We start from the raw sequence: 17,338 nt of genomic DNA on the forward strand, positions 1-17,338 counted from the left end.
CCCGCAGCAAGGGCTGGTCGGCGACTCCCGATGAGCGGCGGTCACTCGCCGTCTACGGCATCCGGATCACGCAGTGGTCGCAAGCCTCCGGGCAGGTCAAAGCGCTCTCAGGCCCGCGAAGGGCTTAGCGATGGTTTTCGTCCGATGTTCCTCGACCCCCGACTCAGCGGCAAGCCCTCCGTCAGCTCACCGCGCCGTTCTTGCAGGAAGGCCGCGGAACGGCTGCCGGTGCGGCGCGGGTGAACCCGAACCGTGCGGCGGGGATTCGGCGGATTCGTCAGGTGCTGCGGGTCGCCTGCCATTGCCATGTGCGGCCTGCTGTGCGTTGTCGTGTCGTCAGGGGATGCCGCACAGGCGCAGGAGCGCGGTGGTGGCGGCCGCGGCGAGGACGATGACGGGGAAGGAGGCTCGGCGCAGGGCCAGGACGGCGGCGGTGAGAGCACCGGCCGTGCGGGACCAGCCGGCGAAGTCCTGGCTTTCGGTGAGGGCGGAGGTGGCCGCCAGGGACAGGAGGAGGACGGTGGTGGCCGTCGCCAGGGTGGCGGGGAGCCTGCCGGTGGTGCCGGGGTGTCCGGGGCGTTCTTGTCCGAGGCGTTCGTGCAGGAGGGGGCCTGCCAGGCGGAAGGCGTAGGTTCCGGCTGCCAGGAGGAGGATCGCGGCCAGGGGCAGTGTCGCGGTCATGGCCGCGTCTTTCCCGGGGCGGTCGCGGTCGGCGCGGCCATCGTGGTCGTTACGGCCAGCGGGGTCATGGTGTCTCCGAGGGGTCGGGCCGGAGGGCGGAGCCGGGGGCGGTCGTGCGGGCTCGCACAGCACCAGCACCAGCACCAGCACCAGCACCAGCACCAGGATGAGGATGAGGATGAGGTGCCGGGTGGGGCGCCGGGTGGGATGGGCGGGGTGCTCCGGGGTCGTCAGGTGGGGGTGCGGGGGCGGAGCAGGGTGGGGGCCAAGGCCAGGAGGGCGAGGAGTACGGGGAGGCCGGGGGGCAGGAAGGGGGTGGTGGCCACGGCGATGAGGGCGCCGAGCAGGGCGGTGCGCCGGGTGGCGCGGTCGGCCAGGGCGGGCAGGACGAGGGCCAGGAGGACGGCGGGGAAGGCCGCGTCGAGGCCGAGGGCGTTGACGTCGCCGATGGCGTGGGCGCCCAGGGCGCCCAGGAGGACCGAGAGGTTCCACACCGCGAACAGGGCGAGGCCGCTCAGCCAGTAGGTGGCGCGGCGGCGGGCCGGGTCGTCGTGGCGCAGGGTGAAGGCGACGGTCTCGTCGGTCATGAGGTGGGAGCCGAGCAGGCGGGCCCAGCGGGGGCCGGACAGCACGTCGGCGACGGCCAGGCCGAAGGGCAGGTGGCGGGCGTTGAGGACGAGGCCCGTGGCGACGGCGGCCAGGGGCGCTCCCCCGGCCAGGGCGACGCCGAGGGCGGCGAACTGGGCGCCTCCGGCGAACACCAGCAGGGACATGGCGACCGGTACCCACAGGGGCAGGCCGCCGGAGACCGCCACGGCGCCGAAGGACGCGCCCACCAGCGCGTCGGCGACGCAGACCAGCGCGATGTCGCGGAGTGTCGCCCGACCGGGCGTTCGCCAGAACGAACTCATGTCCATTAGAATGAACACCCGCGCGGCGTTCGTCAAATCGAACGCCGGTACTTCCACAGCGAACAGGGAGCGGACACCGTGACGCACAGCCCGCCGGCCGCCGAATCCTCCCCCGCCGGCCTCATCAAGTCGATCGCCGCGGCGATCCGCCGCGAACGCGAACGCGCCGGCCTCTCCCTCACCGAGCTGGCGCGGCGCGCCGGCCTGGCCAAGTCCACCCTCTCCCAGCTGGAGTCGGGCACCGGCAACCCCAGCGTGGAGACGATCTGGGCACTGGGCATGGCGCTGGGGGTGCCCTTCAGCCGCCTGGTCGAGCCGACCCGCCCCCGCACCCGCCTCATCCGCGCCGGCGAGGGCCCCGCCACCCGCTCCCAGGAGTCGGACTACACCGCCACCCTGCTGTCCTCCTGCCCGCCCTCCGCCCGCCGCGACCTCTACCGCATCACCGCCGAGCCGGGCGCCCCCCTGGACTCCCGCCCCCACCAGCCCGGCACCGTCGAGCACGTCGTCCTCAGCACCGGCCGCGCCCTGGTCGGCCCCCTGGAGTCCCCCGTCGAGCTCCACCCGGGCGACTACCTCGCCTACCCCGGCGACGCGCCCCACACCTTCGCCGCCCTCACCCCCGCCACCACCGCCGTCTTCGCCATGGAACACCCTTGACCCGCACGCCCCGCTCCGGCCGCGAACACCGGCCGGCCGGTCACAGGACGGTGATGGATCCCTGGGCCACTGCGCACAGGGTGGGGGCGCCGCGGGAGTCGAGGGTGGACAGGTCGCAGCGGCAGACGACGCGGGTGCGGCCGGCGCGCAGGACGCGGGCGTGGGCGCGCAGGGTGCGGCCGTCGGCGGGGCGCAGGTAGTCGATGGTGAAACCGGAGGTGAGGATTTTTTCCCCCGCGGCGGCTCCGGCGGCGAAGGTCAGGGCGTTGTCGGCGGCGTAGCCGAGGACGCCGCCGTGCAGGAAGCCGTTCTGCTGGCGCAGCTCGTCGCGGATGTCGACCTCCAGGGTGGCCTCGCCGCCGCCGAAGGCCGTCAGGCGGGCGCCGAGCAGGGTGCTGAAGGGCTGGGCGGCCAGGATCCTTCGGGCCGTCTCCAGGTCGAACGCGTCCATTCCCCGTCCTCCATCCTCACTTCACATGTGAAGTGAGGATGGACCCGGCCCTGCCGCTCTGTCAAGATCGGAGCCATGTCCGAGTCCGACCAGCGTCTCTTCTTCCTGCTCCAGCGGGCCGCGCACCGGCTGCGCCTGGACGCCGACCGCCGCTGCCTGGCCGCCGCCGGGATCACCACCGCCCAGCTCGGGGCGCTGTTCGCCGTCCATGAGCGGGCCGGCGGCATCACCCAGCGGGAGCTCGCCCGCACCCTGGGCCTGCGCGAGTCCGCCGTCACCGCGCTGGCAGGCCGCTTGGCCGCAGCGGGCCTTCTCACCCGCCGCGCCCATCCCGACGAGCATCGAGCCGTCGTCCTGGAGCTGTCGGCCGCCGGGCTGGCCGCCCTGCACGCCGCTCGACCGGAAATCGACCGCTTCAACGCCGAGATGCGCGCCCGCCTGGGCGACCGGCACTTCACCCTCACCGCCAACGCCCTGCACGCCCTCGCCTACGACGACGACTGACCGACCGCGGGAACCAGCCCGGGCCGGGTGGCGCGCCGATGAAGGATGCCGCAAAAGCCGCAGGACCTCTGTGTTTCCAGCGCGAGGGTGCGACGGGTGCGGGAAAGCCGCCCCACCGAAAGGCCATTCCCGGCATCCGTCTCGAATCCCTCAGGAGTGGCCCTAAGATCTTGCGCCAGGGGGTGATTCCATGGGAGCGCACGGGCGCAAACGACCCATCAACGCCAAAGCCGCGGGAGCGGTCGCCGTCGTCGCCGTGGCCGGGTTGGCCGTGGGGCTGATGGGCTCCGACGGCGACTCCGACGAGACCGCCGCCCGCGAGACCGCCCTGGTCGTCGTGCCCTCCTCGGCGTCCGCCGCCCCGCAGCAGGGCACGACGCAACCGCACATCTCCTCCAAGCCGGTCAGCGCGGCGCCCCGCCCGACGACCGTCTCGGCGACCCCCACCGAGCCCTCCCCCGCACCGAGCAAGACCCGCCCCGCCACGACGCCCACCTCCCCTCCGGCCCCCGCCTCTCCGCCCGCCGCCCCCGCGCCCCCACCGGCGCCCGCGACCCCCGCCGTGCCTCACGTCGTCGGCATGTCGGTGAACGAGGCAGCCGCCGCGCTCGCCGCCGCCGGGTACGGCCACCAGGTCGTCTGCCAGGAGGGTCCCGCCACCGGCAGGGTCGCCTCCCAACTGCCGGCCGGCGGGCAGCAGTGGAACCCCGGCGGGCAGGTGGCGCTGTTCGTCACGAGCTGGCGCTGCCGCGGTGAACGCCCCGACCGCCCCTGGAACGACGACTGAGCGGCCGTCGCCCCCCTCGGCCGGGTTCGCGACCCGTGCGCCCCGCCCGGCTCACCGCGCTGACCGCGCTGACCGTCGAGGGGCCCGGCGACCGCGCGATCAGACGCGGCTCCCCCGCGCCAGGCCGTCCCCGAGCAGGCAGATCAAGAACGGCAGTCCCGGTCGGCGGTGGGAAGGGCACCGGTGGCCAGGTAGGCGTTGACCTCGGCGTCCACGCAAGCGTTGCCGTACTCGCCGTAGATCCCGTGGGCGGTGGCGCCGCGCAGAGTGAGCAGGCGTGAACCGGTCAGCGCCCGGTGCATGGCCTTGCCGCCCTCGTAGGTGGTGGCGGTGTCACCGGTAGCGGACACGATCAGTGCGGGGACGGAGCTGGCGATGCGCGTGGGCAGCTCACGCGGCTGCCCCGGCCAGAACGCGCAAGGCCAGATGTTGTTCTTCAACGGGCCGAAGAGAGGGTGGCGCGCCCGGCTGCGCTGCACGTCGTTCCAGTAGGTCTCGGGGTCGCGCGGCGCGGCACGGTCGCCGCAGGTGATCGCGGCGGTCGGACCGGCGAGCGGGGAACCCGCACCGGTCAGGACGAACGTGAGGAGCCCGTCGAGCTCAGGCCCGGGGACGGCCGGACGGCGGTGCGCGGCCTCGTTCAGAGTGCGAACAGTGGAGGCGAACGCCGCACGGGCCGCAGGACGGTCGTCACCGGGGCCGGTCGACAGAAGATAGGGGACCACCTGTTCGTCCACCTCATGCGATCCGACGCGCAGCGGACGGTCCTCCGCGGCGTCGACGATCGCGTTCACGGTGTCCAGCACACGCCCGCGGGTCGCACCGAGGCCGTAGGCGCCGTGGCGTTCGGCGGCCCAGGAGGCCCAGCCGCGCAGCGCGCGTTCCGCCTCCTCTTCGGTGCCCTGCATCGCCCTGGAGCCCCACTTCTCCGGATCGCCGGGGCTGTCCAGGACGACGCGGTCGGTGCGGCCGGGGAACATCTGGGCGTAGACCGCGCCCAGGTAACCGCCGTAGGAGTAGCCGAGGAAGGAGATCCGCCGCTCCCCCAAGGCACGGCGCACGAGGTCGACGTCCCGAGCGGTGTCGCGCGTGTTGGCGTACGGGAGCACATCGGCGTGCCGCCGGGCGCACCGCTCGGCCAGGTCGCGCTGCACCGCCACCTGGTGGTCGAACCGGGCGCGGGTCGAACCAGCCGAACGCAGCCACAGCCCGATGGGCCAGCCGCAGTCGAGCGGCGTGCTGCGCCCGACGAAGCGCGGATCCAGGCCGATGAGGTCGTACCGGGCGCCGACGTCCTTCATGGCCGCGCGCACCCGCAGGGGCATGTCCAGCGTGGGCTCGCCGGGACCGCCGCTGTTGAGGACCAGGGCGCCGATGCGATGGGCGCGGTCGGCGGCGGGCAGGCGGGACAGCGCGAGCTCGATGGTGCGGCCCCCTGGCTTGGAGTGGTCCAGCGGGACGGTGAGCTCCGCGCACTGCGCGCCCGCCTCCTCGAGCTCCCTGCCCGAGGCGTCGTCGGAGCCCTGGACGCAGGACCCCCAGACGAGCCGCGGAGGAGGGTCCCCGTCGGCGGTGGCCAAAGGCACGACGGCGGCGGACAGGGCGATCAGGGCGAGGCCGGCCGGGACCAGGCGCCTACGGACCCACACAGATGTCGGTTTCATGGCCGAGGACGCTATTTCGCCCGGACGTTCGGCACGATACAGCCGGCCGCACGCACCTTCCTACAGCCCGCTGTAGTGCCCCACAGGAACCCCATACCGGACAATGATCTCCCTACAGACGTCGAAAGGAGGCACGCATGCGCGACCGGGCGATCTCCGGCTCGGCCTACCTGCTGAGCACACTGGCCACCGCCGTGGCCAGCGTGCTCGCACTGCCGGTACTGCTCGCCCCGTCCACGGCACGCAGATGGGCCGACCTGCACCACCGGCGGGCCGGCAGACTGCTCGGCGTCCCGGCCGACGGGCGGCGCCCGCGATGGCGGAACCCGGCCTGGGCACTCGCGCACATCGCCGTCGGACTCCCGCTCGGCCTGGCCGCCCTGATATGCCTGGGCAACATCCTGGCCGCCGCGGTGGTCCTGCTGTCCTGGTGGGCGTTCACTCCCGACACGCGCCCCACCCTGTTCTCCGTCCTCGACGTCCACGTCAACGACTGGACGACCGCGATCCTCGGAGGCTCCGCCCAGATCGCCGTCCTCGGCGCGATGGCCCTATGGGTGCTCCCGGCACTGGCACGCCTGCACGCGCGGATGTGCCTGGCGGCACTCGCGCCATCGGCCCACGACCGGCTCACCGAACGCGTCGACGTGCTGACCCGGAGCCGGGTCGGCGTGGTCGACGCCCACGGCACGGAACTCCAGCGGATCGAACGCGACCTGCACGACGGAACACAGGCGCGCCTGGTGGCCATCGCCATGCAGCTGGGCCTGGCCCGGGAAACGCTCACCGACGGCCAGGACACGGTGGCGGCACTGCTCGAACAGGCCCACGAGACCGCGGAGGAGGCCATGGTCGAACTCCGCGCGGTACTCCAGACGATCTCCCCGCCGATCCTCGCCGACCGCGGGCTCGACGGGGCACTGGCGGCACTGGCCGCCCGCTCGGGCGTACCCGTCCACATCGAACTCGCCGACCTGGGCACGCTCCCGGCGACCGTGGAGGCCGTCGCCTACCACGTGATCGCCGAGGCACTGACGAACGTGACCAAGCACGCCGCCGCCACACGGGCGGCCCTGCGGGTCGAACGCGCCCGTGACATGCTCTCCATCACCGTCACCGACGACGGAAAAGGCGGCGCCGACGAAACGCACGGCACCGGCATCGCCGGGATACGCCGCCGGATCGCCGCCCTGGACGGCACCGTCCGCCTCGACAGCCCGCCGGGCGGCCCCACCACGCTCGCCATCCGGATACCGTGCGCATGACGATCGCCCAAGGAGGACCCGTGCGGGTCGTGATCGCCGAGGACAACGTCCTGCTGTCCAGCGGCCTAGAACTGCTCCTGGCCGCGAAAGGCTGCGAAGTCGCCGCGGTCACCGGCGACGGCGAGGCGTTCCTCGACGCCGTCGCCGCACACCGCCCCGACATCGCCATCGTCGACGTGCGGCTGCCGCCGACGTTCCGCGACGAGGGAATCCACGCCGCGCTGCGCGCCCGCCGCGAGCACGGCGCCCTGCCGATCCTGGTGCTGTCGCAGTACGTCGAACGCGAATACGCCGGCGAACTCCTCTCCGACGGCCGCGGCGGCATCGGCTACCTCCTCAAGGACCGCATCGGCCGGGTGTCCGAATTCATCGACGCCCTGCGCCGCGTCGCGGCCGGCGGCACCGCCATGGATCCCGAAGTGGTCGCCCAGCTCCTCGCCCGCCGCACCGACGACCCCCTGGACACCCTCACCCCCCGCGAACGGGAGGCGCTCGCCCTCATGGCCCAGGGCCACGACAACACCACCATCGCCGAACGGATGCGGATCTCCGACAACGCCGTCCACAAGCACATCGGCAACATCTTCGCCAAGCTCGGCCTGGCGCCCGACGACTCCGGCCACCGCCGCGTACGGGCGGTGCTCGCCTACCTGGACGGCGCCCCCCGAACCGCCGGACGCCCAGCCCCCAGTTGACCCGCGGACCTCACCCCGTATAGCCGGGCGTCATGACCGACGCCAGCGACAGATGAGCCGCCGCCTCCCCGTCCAGCCCCCGGCGCTGCAGCGTACGGCCGAGCAGATGACGCGCATAGGAGTCATCCGGATTCTCCGCCACCAGCCGCTCCAGCTCCCGCGTCGCCCGGCCCAGCTGCGCCGACGCGAAGTAGGCGCGGGCGGCCAGCGACCGCACGCCCCGGTCCTCGCCCTGGGACTCCAGCAGGGGACGCAGCAGGACCAGCGCCCCCAGCGGGTCGCGCAGCTCCAGCAGCGACTCCGCGCGCCGCAACCGCTCGACCTCCTCCGGCAGCTCCCGCACCTCCTGGCGCTCCGCATACCGGACGAACTCCACGATCGCCTCCGAAGACTGCGCCCCGGCCAGCGCACGGCCCCGCACCACGAACGTCGGCGACGTCTTGACGCCCATCGCCTTACCGGTCAGCAGCAACTCCCGCACGAGCTCGCCCCCCGCGCCCGCCTCCAGCAGCCGCGGCCCCGCAGAGAACCCTGCCTCCCGCGCGACGTCCGCCAGGACCTCCCCGGAACCGATGTTCCGCGCCTCCACGAAATGCGCCCGCAGCACACCCTCGACGACGGCGTCCTGCAGCTCCGCACCGCCCTCCTCGAACGCCAGGGCGATCAACCGGTGCGCGTCCGCGGTGTCCGCGCGCCACGCGGCGCCCCACGACGGACCCAGCCCCTCCTCGGCGGCGATCAGCGCCACCCGGTCCCGGTTGTCCTGCGGCGTGAGACCCGGCGCGCACGCCGACAGCATCTCCTCGGCCCCCGGCTCCGCCAGCGCGTCCTCCAGGGGAACGGACTCCGCCGGGGCCGAAGGGTCGATGCGGTACGGGCGCCACACCACCTCGGCGCCCTCCCCCGCCAGGGCGCGCTCCAGGCGCCGCTTGCCGATGTAGGCCCACGGGCAGACCACGTCCGCCCAGATCTCGATACGCATGCCCGCAGACTAAACAACAACCGTCGTTTAAGCAACACGTGTTGTTCAGTCCGGGCTCCGCCCCTAGAATCCCCCCGTGAACCTCGACGACCCACGCGCCCAACGCACCCGAACCCGCCTGCGCACCGCGATCCTTCACCTCGCCGCCCACCAAGACCCCGCCACCCTCACCATGGCCGCCGTCGCCCGCCACGCCGAGATCAACCGCGCCACCGTCTACCAGCACTACCCCGACCTCGACACCCTCCTCACCGACGCCATGGAAGAAGCCCTCACCCGCCTCGCCCGCACCGCCGCCCTCTGCCCCCTGGACGCCCCCCGCGACCAGGCACCCCCACCCCTCCTCGAACTCTTCGACAACGTCGCCGCCGGCGCCCCCCTCTACCAGCGCATGCTCGGCCCCCAAGGCAGCCCCCGCCTCACCGCCCGCCTCCACACCGGCCTCACCACCGAACTCGCCACCCGCTTCGCCCAAGGCCACCGCCCACCCGGCCACCCCGACGTCCCCGCCGACACCCACGCCGCCTACCTCGCCGGCGCCCTCACCGGCGTCATCACCCACTGGCTCACCCACACCCCCGACCGCCACCCCCACACCGTCGCCCTCGCCTTCTGGCGCCTCTTCCGCCCCTGAAGACCACACCCCACGATCAAGACAACACGGACTCGATCACCTCGACCGCACGACCCACACCACCCTCGGCACGCACCTGCGCACGCAACTCCGCCGCCCGACACGCCACCACCGGATCACCGGCCAGCTCCAACACCGCCGAACGCAGCCCGTCCGCCGTCACCTCCGCCGTGTCGAACCGCCGCGCCACCCCCAGCTCCACCAGACGCTCGGCGTTCATGAACTGGTCGACCGCCTGCGGAACCGCCACCATCGGAGTACCGGTGAGCAACCCCTCACTGCTGCCGCCCATCCCCGCATGCGTCACGAACACATCCGCCTCCTCCAAAATCGCCAGCTGCGGAACCCACGACCGCACCTCGACATTCGAAGGAACCTCACCCAACTCGGCCGGATCGGTGTGCACCCCGATCTGCAGCACCACATGCCACCCCGACAACCCCCCGAAAGCAGCCACACACCGGCGATAGAACTCCGGCCGCCGCGTATACGCCGTCCCCAACGACACCAGCAGCACCCTCTCCGCACCCGCCGGACGCTCCCAGCCGCCCTGATCACCGCGATCCCCCGGACACAGACCCACGAACGTCACCGACCCCGTATCCACCCGGTCCAGACACGGCTGCATCACACTGGGAACCAACGCCACCGTCCGCGCCGGATGCCGCGAGAACACCGCCATGTCCGTGGTCGACGCACCGCACTCCGCCAACCAGGCCGAGAACTTCGCCCGAAGCTCCGCCATCCCGGGCAACGCCCAGACCTCAGCGCCGAGATCGTCATCCGAGCCCTCCCAGGCCACGATCGTCGGAGACAACTGCACCACCGGCCGCCCCTGCGACTCCGCCAGCGCCCGCGCCGCGTACGCCCCGATGTCATACAGGTACACATCAGCCGGATCCTCCTCATAGAAGGACCGCAGCTGCGGCAGCATCCGCATCGCGTCGTCCAGGAAGACGCCCACCGCCTCGACGGGATCCACCGGCCAGTCGTGATCGGCCACCGGCAGCGACGACGCGCAGGGCACGAGCTCCGCACCCGTGGACGCCACCAGGCCGGCCACCGCCGGATCGTTGGCGTACGTCACCCGGTGGCCCCGTCCCACCAGCGCCCGGATGACCTCCAGACTCGGCAGCACATGGCTGACCGCGGGAATACCGACCATCGCGACATGCGCCCGACGAGAGGACATACGAGAACACCCACTTCACGGATTCGAAAGGAAAGGACGCGGAGAACCGGCACGTCCATCACACCAGGGCGGAACAACGCACGTCGCGGGACGCGCCGACCAGGGAACTCACGGCGCGCCGGCCTGGCAGGCTTTTTGGGTAGTTGAGTCTTTAGTCCTTATTAGGATTGGTCTTGTGGGGTTTATCCACCCGACGCCTTTACGTAGTAAAGTACTTATGGACGAGACCCGATCATTCAGGGCGCGCGGTTGTTGACGCGGGTGCAGGGGCGGGTGCGTTTGCCGGTGGCGCCCAGGCCGGCCTGGGCGCCAAGCGGTGGATTTGCGGTAGGTCCAGGCGTTGTCGGTCAGGACCCGTTCGATGCCCAGGTCAGCGAAGTGGGTGGGGGCCGGACCCTGGACGCACCGGAGAGGAAGTTCCTCCGCCGCCATGCGAGTAAGATTCAGGATCAAGTAGAAGTCTGGAACTCCCCCTCATACCGCCTCAAGACAGCCGAGCGCCGGGCGGTGGTGTTCACCGAGTTCGGCCGTGATTTCGGGGCGGGCTACGATGCCTTCGTAGCCGATTACGCCTGGTGGATAGGCGTGAATTTGGGGAAACTCAGTGGAGCCGTGGACCGCGTCGCGGACAACTACGGCAAGGTGGATACGTGGAATGGAGAAACGTTTTCGCCTCCAACACCCTGGACAAGTTCGTCGCGAACGCCGTGGAGGTCAAGGACCTCCTCGAGCAGGTCAAGACCAACGTCGAATCGTCTCGCACGTACATCGTGGCCTTGGTCGTGGAGACCGCGATCGCCATCCTGGAATCGGAACGGAACCCGCTGCTCCGGTCGTCATCGGAGCCGCCCTTCTGTCACTCGCGGCGACGGCCAGCTATGCGGCCATCGACATGAACAACATGTGGAGCTCCGCCGAAACGGCCATGCGCAACCTCCAGCAGAGACGCGATGTCGGGCCTGGCGGAGGCTATATATCAGAGCCCTTCAAAACAGATGTATCCGGTGACTGGTGGGACTGGCACAACAAGGGAGACTGAGAAAACATTGACCAATCGCGAGCTCGCCTTCCTCATCATGAGCATCGTCCTCGCCCTCATCGCGCTCGCCCTCTTCGCCAAGGCCGCGGCCCACTGAGCCGTCTCACCGGTCGGCGGACCGACGACGGTGCGCAGTGCCTCGACCGTAGGCACGACGGGCGGCGCACCCGGATACAGGTCGACTTCGGAGGTAGGAGAAACCGGCGACCCTTCGACTCAGAGCCCGAGGAGCCTTTCCCCGCGGACATCGCCGAACTCGACCCGTGCCTTCCGTTCATCAGGCCGCTCGGCGCGATGCTTCGGCGGGCCGCCCGGCAGGCCCCCGCGCGGACGGAGCCGACCGTCTCCCTCCTGGAGCGCGATGTGGCGGAAGCCGTCGAGTGGGCGTGGGAGCTCATGGACGACGGCCGGCTCACCCGGCCCTCCGCTCCCGAACGTGGCCCCGGCCCCAAAGTAGGGATTGCCCTCCGGGGTGGAGTCAGTCTCTCGTGGGTGTCGGGTTGGACGCACTCAACGCGTGCGCGCGCATGGGACGGACGTCCCCGGGCCGGCCATCGCCGCCTTATCGCTGATTCCTGTACTTAATCCTCCTCGCGGGCCGTCCGCTGAAGACTGTGGGCCGTCGACCGAGGGAAAGCGGACCGGATCATCGCCCCCGAGCCCCGGCGTCGCCGCATGCAGAGGTAGACCACGGCTGCAACGAGTTGCAGGATCGCGATGGCAGCCAGATCCTGCGAAGCGGAATATGAGCTGGCCAGCCCGACGAGCGCGGCACCGAGCGCGGCCGCCGAGATCTTCAGCCCGGCTCCGATCGTGAACACCTGGGTCCGCTGCTCCCGGGGCGCATGGTCGGCGCGCAGGCGCAGGGTGGCTGTCAGCAGGAGGCCGTCGAACACTCCGGCCACGGCGAAAGCGGTGGCGCAGAGCGGGAGGGCCGGGGCAAGGGTTGCCGCGGCCAGGGCGAAACCTGTTCCGGCCATGCCGGTCACGGCGAGGAGGACCGGGGATGCCGCGGGCCGCAGGCGGGCGAGCGTGAGGGAGCCAGCCAGGGCTCCGATGGCGAACGCCGTCATCAGCCAGCCGCCCCCGCCGGGTTGTCCCTGGCTGTCGGCGAGCAGGACAGCGGTCGTGGTCAAGGCCCCGATGCCGGCGAAGGCCAGACAGGTAGCCGTGGTGATCGCCCGCAGTTCCCTGTTGCGCCACACGGCCATGAACCCGGCGACCAGGTCGCGCCCTATGCCGCTGGATGCCGCCCGCTCGGCCGGTCTGTTATTCAGCGGCAGCAGGCAGACGAGCGCGGCGGCGGCGGCCGCCGCTGCGGCCAGGACCGCCACCGCCGCTCCGGGACCCACCGCCGCCGCGGCCAGCCCGGCCGTCGCCGGGCCCGCGACAGCGGCGCCGTTGTACACCGAGGCATCCAGTGAATACGCGCGGTCACGCTCCGGGCCGGGGCCGCTGATCAACGAGAGGAGGCTCGACAGGCCGCCGGAGACCACCGGGCCACAGCAGCCACCCGCCGCCGCGATCAGCAGCACGGTGGGCATCGGCAAGCGCCCGACGCCCGCCGCCAGGACGGCGATGGCCACGGCAAAACCCGCCAGAGCACACGCGTAGAACAGCCGGGGACGCCGAGCCCGGGCCGCCAAGGCGCCTGTCACAGGAGCCGCCAGGACATGCGGCGCCATCCACGCCGCCAGGATGAAGGCCCCCTGCGCCGCACCGCCTAGACCTAGACGGTGGGCCGCCAGCATCACGACGGCGACCGCCATGCCCTCCTCGGCCATCCGGGCACAGAACGCGCTCGCCATGTAGAGCCCCACACCCTTATGCCCGGACACACCCATTCCCCAGTGAGTAACGGCTTATTCAAATAAGACGTTACACTATGAGGGTGAAGCGGACGCCTTCAGCCCGAGAGCAGAGGAACGTCATGACCCGGCAGGGATTCCAGCCCGCCCAGCGCCTGATCGACATCGCAAGCGCTGTACGAACCGACCCGGACCTGTCCAGGGCGGCACTCGCGAAACTCCTCGCCCATCACGGCGAGGGGCCCGACGACCTGACCGAGGCCGCGTTCTCCGACACCGGCGCCCAAGAACTGAAGGACGCCGCCACCGGGATGTGCGAGATCCTCGCCGAGACGGACCTCGACCGAGCCGCGCTCATGCTCAACAGCCTGCTCGCCGAGCACGCAGCCGCACCGCGGCTCACCCGCCACGACGGCCACACCTGGCACCTCCACACCGATCACGGCGACGACGCCGGATGGGGCAACTGGTTCCTCGCCTCCAGCGCCCTGGCCCTCGCCCAGATCCTCAGCGAACACGGGCGCATCACCTGGGGCGCATGCCAGGCCTCGAACTGCCGGAACTTCTACCTCGGCACCGGCCCCGGAAGCCCCCGCCGCTACTGCTCCACCACTTGCGCATCACGCGCACGCGTCGCAGCCCACCGTCGCCGCAGGCAAGAGGACTCTCACAAATGACCAGTTCTGCGAGACCACCCGACCGCCGCCGAACGGGCGAGTTCCCGCAGGTCGCAAATCGCAGAATTCCTCGCAGAACCTCCCTGTTATGCGAGGGGGTTCTGTGAGACTCAGGCCCCGTAGAGATGACGCCGGATGAGGCCGCCGCGGCGGTCGAGCGCTACGACTGCCCGAACTGCGGGGCGATGGCGCCCTCGCCGTGCCGCACGAGGGGCGGGAAGGTCGCCCCGAAGTACCACACGGCCCGGTTCGTCCTCGTGCCCGCGCTTCGCGACCTCCTCGACTTCAGCACCTGCGTGCAGAACTCCCGCTCGAACCGCGCCCTCCCCGCCCCCACGATCCGCTCCACCCGGCCCGGAGGCTCGATCCTCGAGCTCCGGCACTGCCCCAGCACCTCCGCCCACAGCCCCTCGTCCGTGAACACCATCGGGCAGATCTTCTCCGCCAGCCACTCCGCCAGCACGTCCTCATCCGCCCGAGTCGCCTCCCGGAACCCCAGCGCCTGGCGCACCTGCGCCCGGTGGTACTCGATCGTCGACCCCGACCACCTGTACTCCGCGAACAGCCCCGGATCGACCTTCACCTGCCCGGCCACATAGTCCACCGCGGCCTTCGGCACCTCACCCGCATGCCGCGGGAACCGGCCCTCCAACTCGAAGAACTTCAACAGCAACCCGAAACCCAGACGCGTCGCCCCCGACTTGTTCCCCACCAGATCCCAGTCACCGTCCAGCAGCGTCCACGCCCCGACCAGCTCCTCCGGCTCCCACTCCCGACGCACCCGAACCCCGCCCTCCACCTGACCGTCTCCGACACCAACACGATCAAGCACCACCCGCACCCGCCCAGCCGCTTTCACCCCTCCGAGACGATCACGAACCGCGATCGTGATCACTCACCCAGCTACTTTGGGGCTGGGGACAGCTTCGGGAGCGGAGGGCCCACCCAGGCCGCAGACCTCCTGGACGAGACCCGGCGGGGTACCGCCGACCCCTACCTGAAGCACGATCTGTCGTTCCGGCTCGGCCAGGTGCTCTTCCTCGCGGGCAGGTACGGCGACGCCGCAGGGCACCTGGCGGAGGCGGGCGGCTGCTTCGCCGCGCGCGGCGAGCCGGAAGCGACGATCGCCACGTACTTCCTCGCGCAGTGCCGCGTCGAAACCGGAGACGTCTCCGGAGCGGTGGAGGCCTTCGAAGCCGTGGTCGCGGCGGGCCATGACCCCGCCGGCCCTCAGGACATCGAGCGCCGCCTCGACGCGCTGTTCTCCCTGATGCGCCTGTACGGCGTGACGCGTCGCCGCGACGCCTTCCGCAACGCGGCCGACAGCGCACGTGCTCTCATCGCCCGGCGGCAGCCGGAGAACGCCGAGGAGCTCCTGGCCGAGACCGAAGGCTACAGCCACAGGTCGGACCGCCTGCTCGCCCCTTCCTGGTTCGGCCTCTTGTTCGGCATGACCGTTGAAGGTCGCCGACCATCTGCTGTGAACCCGCCGTCACGTCTCCTGATCGTTTCGGTTCGCCATGGAGGGCTTGTAACCGCTATAAAGGGTTACATGGCACTGAACTGGAAGCTGGTCATCGACAGCACGGACGCGCCGGCCCTCGCGGACTTCTGGGCCGCCGCCCTGGACTACGAGGTGGAGAACCCCGAGCCGCTCATCGAGCGGCTCCTGGCCGCCGGGCATCTGGGAGAGGACGCGGTCGTCGAGCATCGCGGACGCAAGCTCTTCCGCGGGTACGCCGCCGTCCGGCACCCCGACGACCCGTTCGACGAGACCAGCGGCGTCGGCCACGGCAGGCGGATCCTCTTCCACGCCGTTCCCGAATCCAAGACCATCAAAAACCGTCTCCACGTGGACGTCCACAGTGAGCCCGGTGACCGCGACAACCTGGTGGACCGGCTGGAGAAGCTGGGAGCGACCCGCGTCCGGGAGGTGAACCAGGGGCCGGCGGGGCACTGGTGGGTCATGCAGGACCCGCAGGGCAACGAGTTCTGCGTGACCTGAGCCGGGACGCGGCCGGGCGGGGGTTCCGCCCGGCCGGAGGGTCCTCAGCCGGGCAGAAAGCGTTCGCGGAAGACGCGGTCGGGCGGGACGCCCGCGGTGGTGGCCGACCGCATGACGGCGTCGACCATGGGCGGCGGACCGCACAGGTCGTAGGTGAAGTGATCTGCCCCGCTGATTCCGGACAGCTCTTCTTGCGGTTAAATCACGCTGCGAGCTGCAGACTCAGTGAACGCGGATCCTCCAGCCGTTGAGGGCGCTCGGCACGAGGTGCGCCTGAGAGACAAGGTCACGACGGCCTCCGCCTTCGAAATAGCCGCCCTTGGTGATGCCCATCGCTTCGCCTCCGACGAACCACGGACCGCCGCTGTCGCCTCCCTCCGTGATCTCGGTCTCCATCGACATCAGCCGAGAGGCCGTGCCCGCGGCGGTGGTGACGGCGACATTGACCCTGCGGATGGCCGTGCAGCCGGTGCCCGTCACGGTGCCGAACTTATAGATCGCACGGCCCGGGTAGACCTCGCTCGCGGGAATGACGCGGGTGACGTACCGCTTAGAGGTCCTAACAAAGTGCGAGCGAGGCGCCGCCAGCAGATCAAGGCTGCAGCCAGGAGTAGGAAGGCCTCGTGGATGTCGTCGCGGATCTCCCAGCGGATGCGCAACCTGCGGAACCAGTGCAGCAGCCCGATCGTGCGCTCCACGACGTAGCGCTGGGCGCCCAGCCCGGATCCGTGCGGGGTGCCGCGGCGGGCGATGACGGGCTTGATCCCACGCTGCCACAACAGGCGCCGGTACTTGTCGTGGTCGTAGCCCCGGTCGGCCAGCAGCTTCTCCGGCCGTCGGCGGGGCCTGCCCACTCGGCCGCGCACCGGCTGGACTCGGTCCAGCAGCGGGACGAGCTGGGTGACATCGTTGCGGTTGCCGCCGGTCAGCGACACAGCGAGCGGGATGCCGCTCCCGTCGGTCAAGACGTGGTGTTTGGAGCCCGCTCGTCCTCGGTCGACCGGGCTCCGGCCGGTTTTGGGCCGCCCTTGAGCGCTCTGACGTGGGAGCTGTCGATCACCGCCCGCGACCAGTCCAGCTGTCTCGCGGTGTGCAGCTCCACCAGCAGGGCCTGGTGCAGGGCGTCCCACACGCCGGCCTCGTGCCAGTCCCGCAGCCTGCGCCAGCACGTCATGCCCGACCCGAAGCCCAGCTCACGGGGCAGGAACTCCCACCGGATCCCGGTATGCAGCACGAACAGGATCCCGCACAGCACCTTGCGGTCGTCCAACCGCCGCCGACCAGGGTGATACCTGCGCCGCTCGACCTTCGGCAGCAGCGGCTCGATCCGCTCCCACAGTCCGTCGGAGACGATCCACGGGGGTTGCTCGCCCTTCTTCACGC

General features: G+C 71.2%; 16 protein-coding genes and 3 pseudogenes. 9 read left to right on the forward strand and 10 right to left on the reverse strand.

Features of this window, described 5'->3' with window-relative positions:
• Window positions 1-336: 336 nt before the first annotated feature.
• Together ABD140_RS16795 and ABD140_RS16800 are read right to left on the reverse strand one after the other, a co-directional pair.
• Window positions 337-843, reverse strand: a complete 507-nt coding sequence (locus ABD140_RS16795; RefSeq protein WP_344241771.1) for an AzlD domain-containing protein — start codon at window positions 841-843, stop codon at window positions 337-339.
• Between the two features lie 68 nt (window positions 844-911).
• Window positions 912-1,592 carry an AzlC family ABC transporter permease gene (locus tag ABD140_RS16800; protein ID WP_344241772.1) on the reverse strand — a complete coding sequence of 227 codons (681 nt, stop codon included), beginning with the start codon at window positions 1,590-1,592 and terminating at the stop codon, window positions 912-914.
• Between the two features lie 78 nt (window positions 1,593-1,670).
• Here ABD140_RS16800 and ABD140_RS16805 point away from each other — a divergent pair, with 78 nt between their 5' ends.
• Entirely contained in the window at window positions 1,671-2,252 is a 582-nt protein-coding gene (locus tag ABD140_RS16805; protein ID WP_344241773.1) for a helix-turn-helix domain-containing protein, read from the forward strand.
• 40 nt (window positions 2,253-2,292) lie between these two features.
• On the opposite strand, the gene ABD140_RS16810 is transcribed toward ABD140_RS16805, so the two are convergent.
• Entirely contained in the window at window positions 2,293-2,703 is a 411-nt protein-coding gene (locus ABD140_RS16810; RefSeq protein WP_344241774.1) for a PaaI family thioesterase, read from the reverse strand.
• A 75-nt stretch (window positions 2,704-2,778) separates the two neighbouring features.
• On the opposite strand from ABD140_RS16810, the gene ABD140_RS16815 reads away from it, so the two are divergent.
• Both ABD140_RS16815 and ABD140_RS16820 read left to right on the forward strand, forming a co-directional pair.
• Window positions 2,779-3,207 carry a MarR family transcriptional regulator gene (locus tag ABD140_RS16815; RefSeq protein WP_344241775.1) on the forward strand — a complete coding sequence of 143 codons (429 nt, stop codon included), beginning with the start codon at window positions 2,779-2,781 and terminating at the stop codon, window positions 3,205-3,207.
• 190 nt (window positions 3,208-3,397) lie between these two features.
• Window positions 3,398-3,994: a PASTA domain-containing protein gene (locus tag ABD140_RS16820; RefSeq protein ID WP_344241776.1), complete on the forward strand. Its 597-nt coding sequence runs from the start codon at window positions 3,398-3,400 to the stop codon at window positions 3,992-3,994.
• 143 nt (window positions 3,995-4,137) lie between these two features.
• Here the strand turns inward: ABD140_RS16820 and ABD140_RS16825 are convergent, their stop codons facing one another.
• Complete coding sequence (locus ABD140_RS16825) at window positions 4,138-5,658, reverse strand: alpha/beta hydrolase (protein WP_344241777.1); 1,521 nt, start codon at window positions 5,656-5,658, stop codon at window positions 4,138-4,140.
• A gap of 137 nt (window positions 5,659-5,795) precedes the next feature.
• Here ABD140_RS16825 and ABD140_RS16830 point away from each other — a divergent pair, with 137 nt between their 5' ends.
• Both ABD140_RS16830 and ABD140_RS16835 read left to right on the forward strand, forming a co-directional pair.
• Window positions 5,796-6,923: a sensor histidine kinase gene (locus ABD140_RS16830; protein WP_344241778.1), complete on the forward strand. Its 1,128-nt coding sequence runs from the start codon at window positions 5,796-5,798 to the stop codon at window positions 6,921-6,923.
• A gap of 20 nt (window positions 6,924-6,943) precedes the next feature.
• Entirely contained in the window at window positions 6,944-7,618 is a 675-nt protein-coding gene (locus ABD140_RS16835; RefSeq protein ID WP_344241779.1) for a response regulator transcription factor, read from the forward strand.
• A 10-nt stretch (window positions 7,619-7,628) separates the two neighbouring features.
• Here ABD140_RS16835 and ABD140_RS16840 read toward each other — a convergent pair whose 3' ends face one another.
• Window positions 7,629-8,600, reverse strand: a complete 972-nt coding sequence (locus tag ABD140_RS16840) for a DsbA family protein (RefSeq protein ID WP_344241780.1) — start codon at window positions 8,598-8,600, stop codon at window positions 7,629-7,631.
• Between the two features lie 76 nt (window positions 8,601-8,676).
• Between ABD140_RS16840 and ABD140_RS16845 the strand changes: the two genes are divergently transcribed.
• Window positions 8,677-9,234: a TetR/AcrR family transcriptional regulator gene (locus tag ABD140_RS16845; protein ID WP_344241781.1), complete on the forward strand. Its 558-nt coding sequence runs from the start codon at window positions 8,677-8,679 to the stop codon at window positions 9,232-9,234.
• Between the two features lie 16 nt (window positions 9,235-9,250).
• On the opposite strand, the gene ABD140_RS16850 is transcribed toward ABD140_RS16845, so the two are convergent.
• Both ABD140_RS16850 and ABD140_RS16855 read right to left on the reverse strand, forming a co-directional pair.
• Window positions 9,251-10,426 (reverse strand): macrolide family glycosyltransferase, encoded by a 1,176-nt coding sequence (locus tag ABD140_RS16850; protein ID WP_425544123.1) that lies wholly within the window; start codon window positions 10,424-10,426, stop codon window positions 9,251-9,253.
• Window positions 10,427-12,046: 1,620 nt separating this feature from the next.
• Complete coding sequence (locus ABD140_RS16855) at window positions 12,047-13,273, reverse strand: MFS transporter (RefSeq protein WP_344241783.1); 1,227 nt, start codon at window positions 13,271-13,273, stop codon at window positions 12,047-12,049.
• Between the two features lie 122 nt (window positions 13,274-13,395).
• On the opposite strand from ABD140_RS16855, the gene ABD140_RS16860 reads away from it, so the two are divergent.
• Complete coding sequence (locus ABD140_RS16860) at window positions 13,396-13,950, forward strand: CGNR zinc finger domain-containing protein (RefSeq protein WP_344241784.1); 555 nt, start codon at window positions 13,396-13,398, stop codon at window positions 13,948-13,950.
• A 364-nt stretch (window positions 13,951-14,314) separates the two neighbouring features.
• Here the strand turns inward: ABD140_RS16860 and ABD140_RS16865 are convergent.
• A pseudogene (locus ABD140_RS16865) lies at window positions 14,315-14,845 on the reverse strand (DUF4158 domain-containing protein); the annotation flags it as partial.
• On the opposite strand from ABD140_RS16865, the pseudogene ABD140_RS40140 reads away from it, so the two are divergent.
• Together ABD140_RS40140 and ABD140_RS16870 are read left to right on the forward strand one after the other, a co-directional pair.
• Window positions 14,822-14,932, forward strand: a pseudogene (locus ABD140_RS40140) (hypothetical protein); the annotation flags it as partial. The pseudogenes ABD140_RS16865 and ABD140_RS40140 overlap by 24 nt on opposite strands.
• 48 nt (window positions 14,933-14,980) lie before the next feature.
• Window positions 14,981-15,955: a VOC family protein gene (locus tag ABD140_RS16870; protein ID WP_425544125.1), complete on the forward strand. Its 975-nt coding sequence runs from the start codon at window positions 14,981-14,983 to the stop codon at window positions 15,953-15,955.
• A gap of 222 nt (window positions 15,956-16,177) precedes the next feature.
• Here ABD140_RS16870 and ABD140_RS16875 read toward each other — a convergent pair whose 3' ends face one another.
• A complete protein-coding gene (locus ABD140_RS16875; RefSeq protein ID WP_344241786.1) occupies window positions 16,178-16,435 on the reverse strand; it encodes a chymotrypsin family serine protease in 258 nt (85 codons plus the stop codon).
• Window positions 16,436-16,524: 89 nt separating this feature from the next.
• Window positions 16,525-17,309, reverse strand: a pseudogene (locus tag ABD140_RS16880) (IS5 family transposase); the annotation flags it as partial.
• Between the last annotated feature and the right edge of the window lie 29 nt (window positions 17,310-17,338).

This window comes from Actinocorallia libanotica (assembly GCF_039525175.1).
GTDB lineage: Bacteria > Actinomycetota > Actinomycetes > Streptosporangiales > Streptosporangiaceae > Actinocorallia > Actinocorallia libanotica.

Coding starts and splice junctions, on each gene's coding strand:
- ABD140_RS16820 (WP_344241776.1), top strand. CDS start 3,398: ATGGGAGCGCACGGGCGCAAACGACCCATCAACGCCAAAGCCGCGGGA.
- ABD140_RS16840 (WP_344241780.1), bottom strand. CDS start 8,600: ATGCGTATCGAGATCTGGGCGGACGTGGTCTGCCCGTGGGCCTACATC.
- ABD140_RS16855 (WP_344241783.1), bottom strand. CDS start 13,273: ATGGCGAGCGCGTTCTGTGCCCGGATGGCCGAGGAGGGCATGGCGGTC.
- ABD140_RS16815 (WP_344241775.1), top strand. CDS start 2,779: ATGTCCGAGTCCGACCAGCGTCTCTTCTTCCTGCTCCAGCGGGCCGCG.
- ABD140_RS16800 (WP_344241772.1), bottom strand. CDS start 1,592: ATGAGTTCGTTCTGGCGAACGCCCGGTCGGGCGACACTCCGCGACATC.
- ABD140_RS16810 (WP_344241774.1), bottom strand. CDS start 2,703: ATGGACGCGTTCGACCTGGAGACGGCCCGAAGGATCCTGGCCGCCCAG.
- ABD140_RS16860 (WP_344241784.1), top strand. CDS start 13,396: ATGACCCGGCAGGGATTCCAGCCCGCCCAGCGCCTGATCGACATCGCA.
- ABD140_RS16825 (WP_344241777.1), bottom strand. CDS start 5,658: ATGAAACCGACATCTGTGTGGGTCCGTAGGCGCCTGGTCCCGGCCGGC.
- ABD140_RS16850 (WP_425544123.1), bottom strand. CDS start 10,426: ATGTCCTCTCGTCGGGCGCATGTCGCGATGGTCGGTATTCCCGCGGTC.
- ABD140_RS16830 (WP_344241778.1), top strand. CDS start 5,796: ATGCGCGACCGGGCGATCTCCGGCTCGGCCTACCTGCTGAGCACACTG.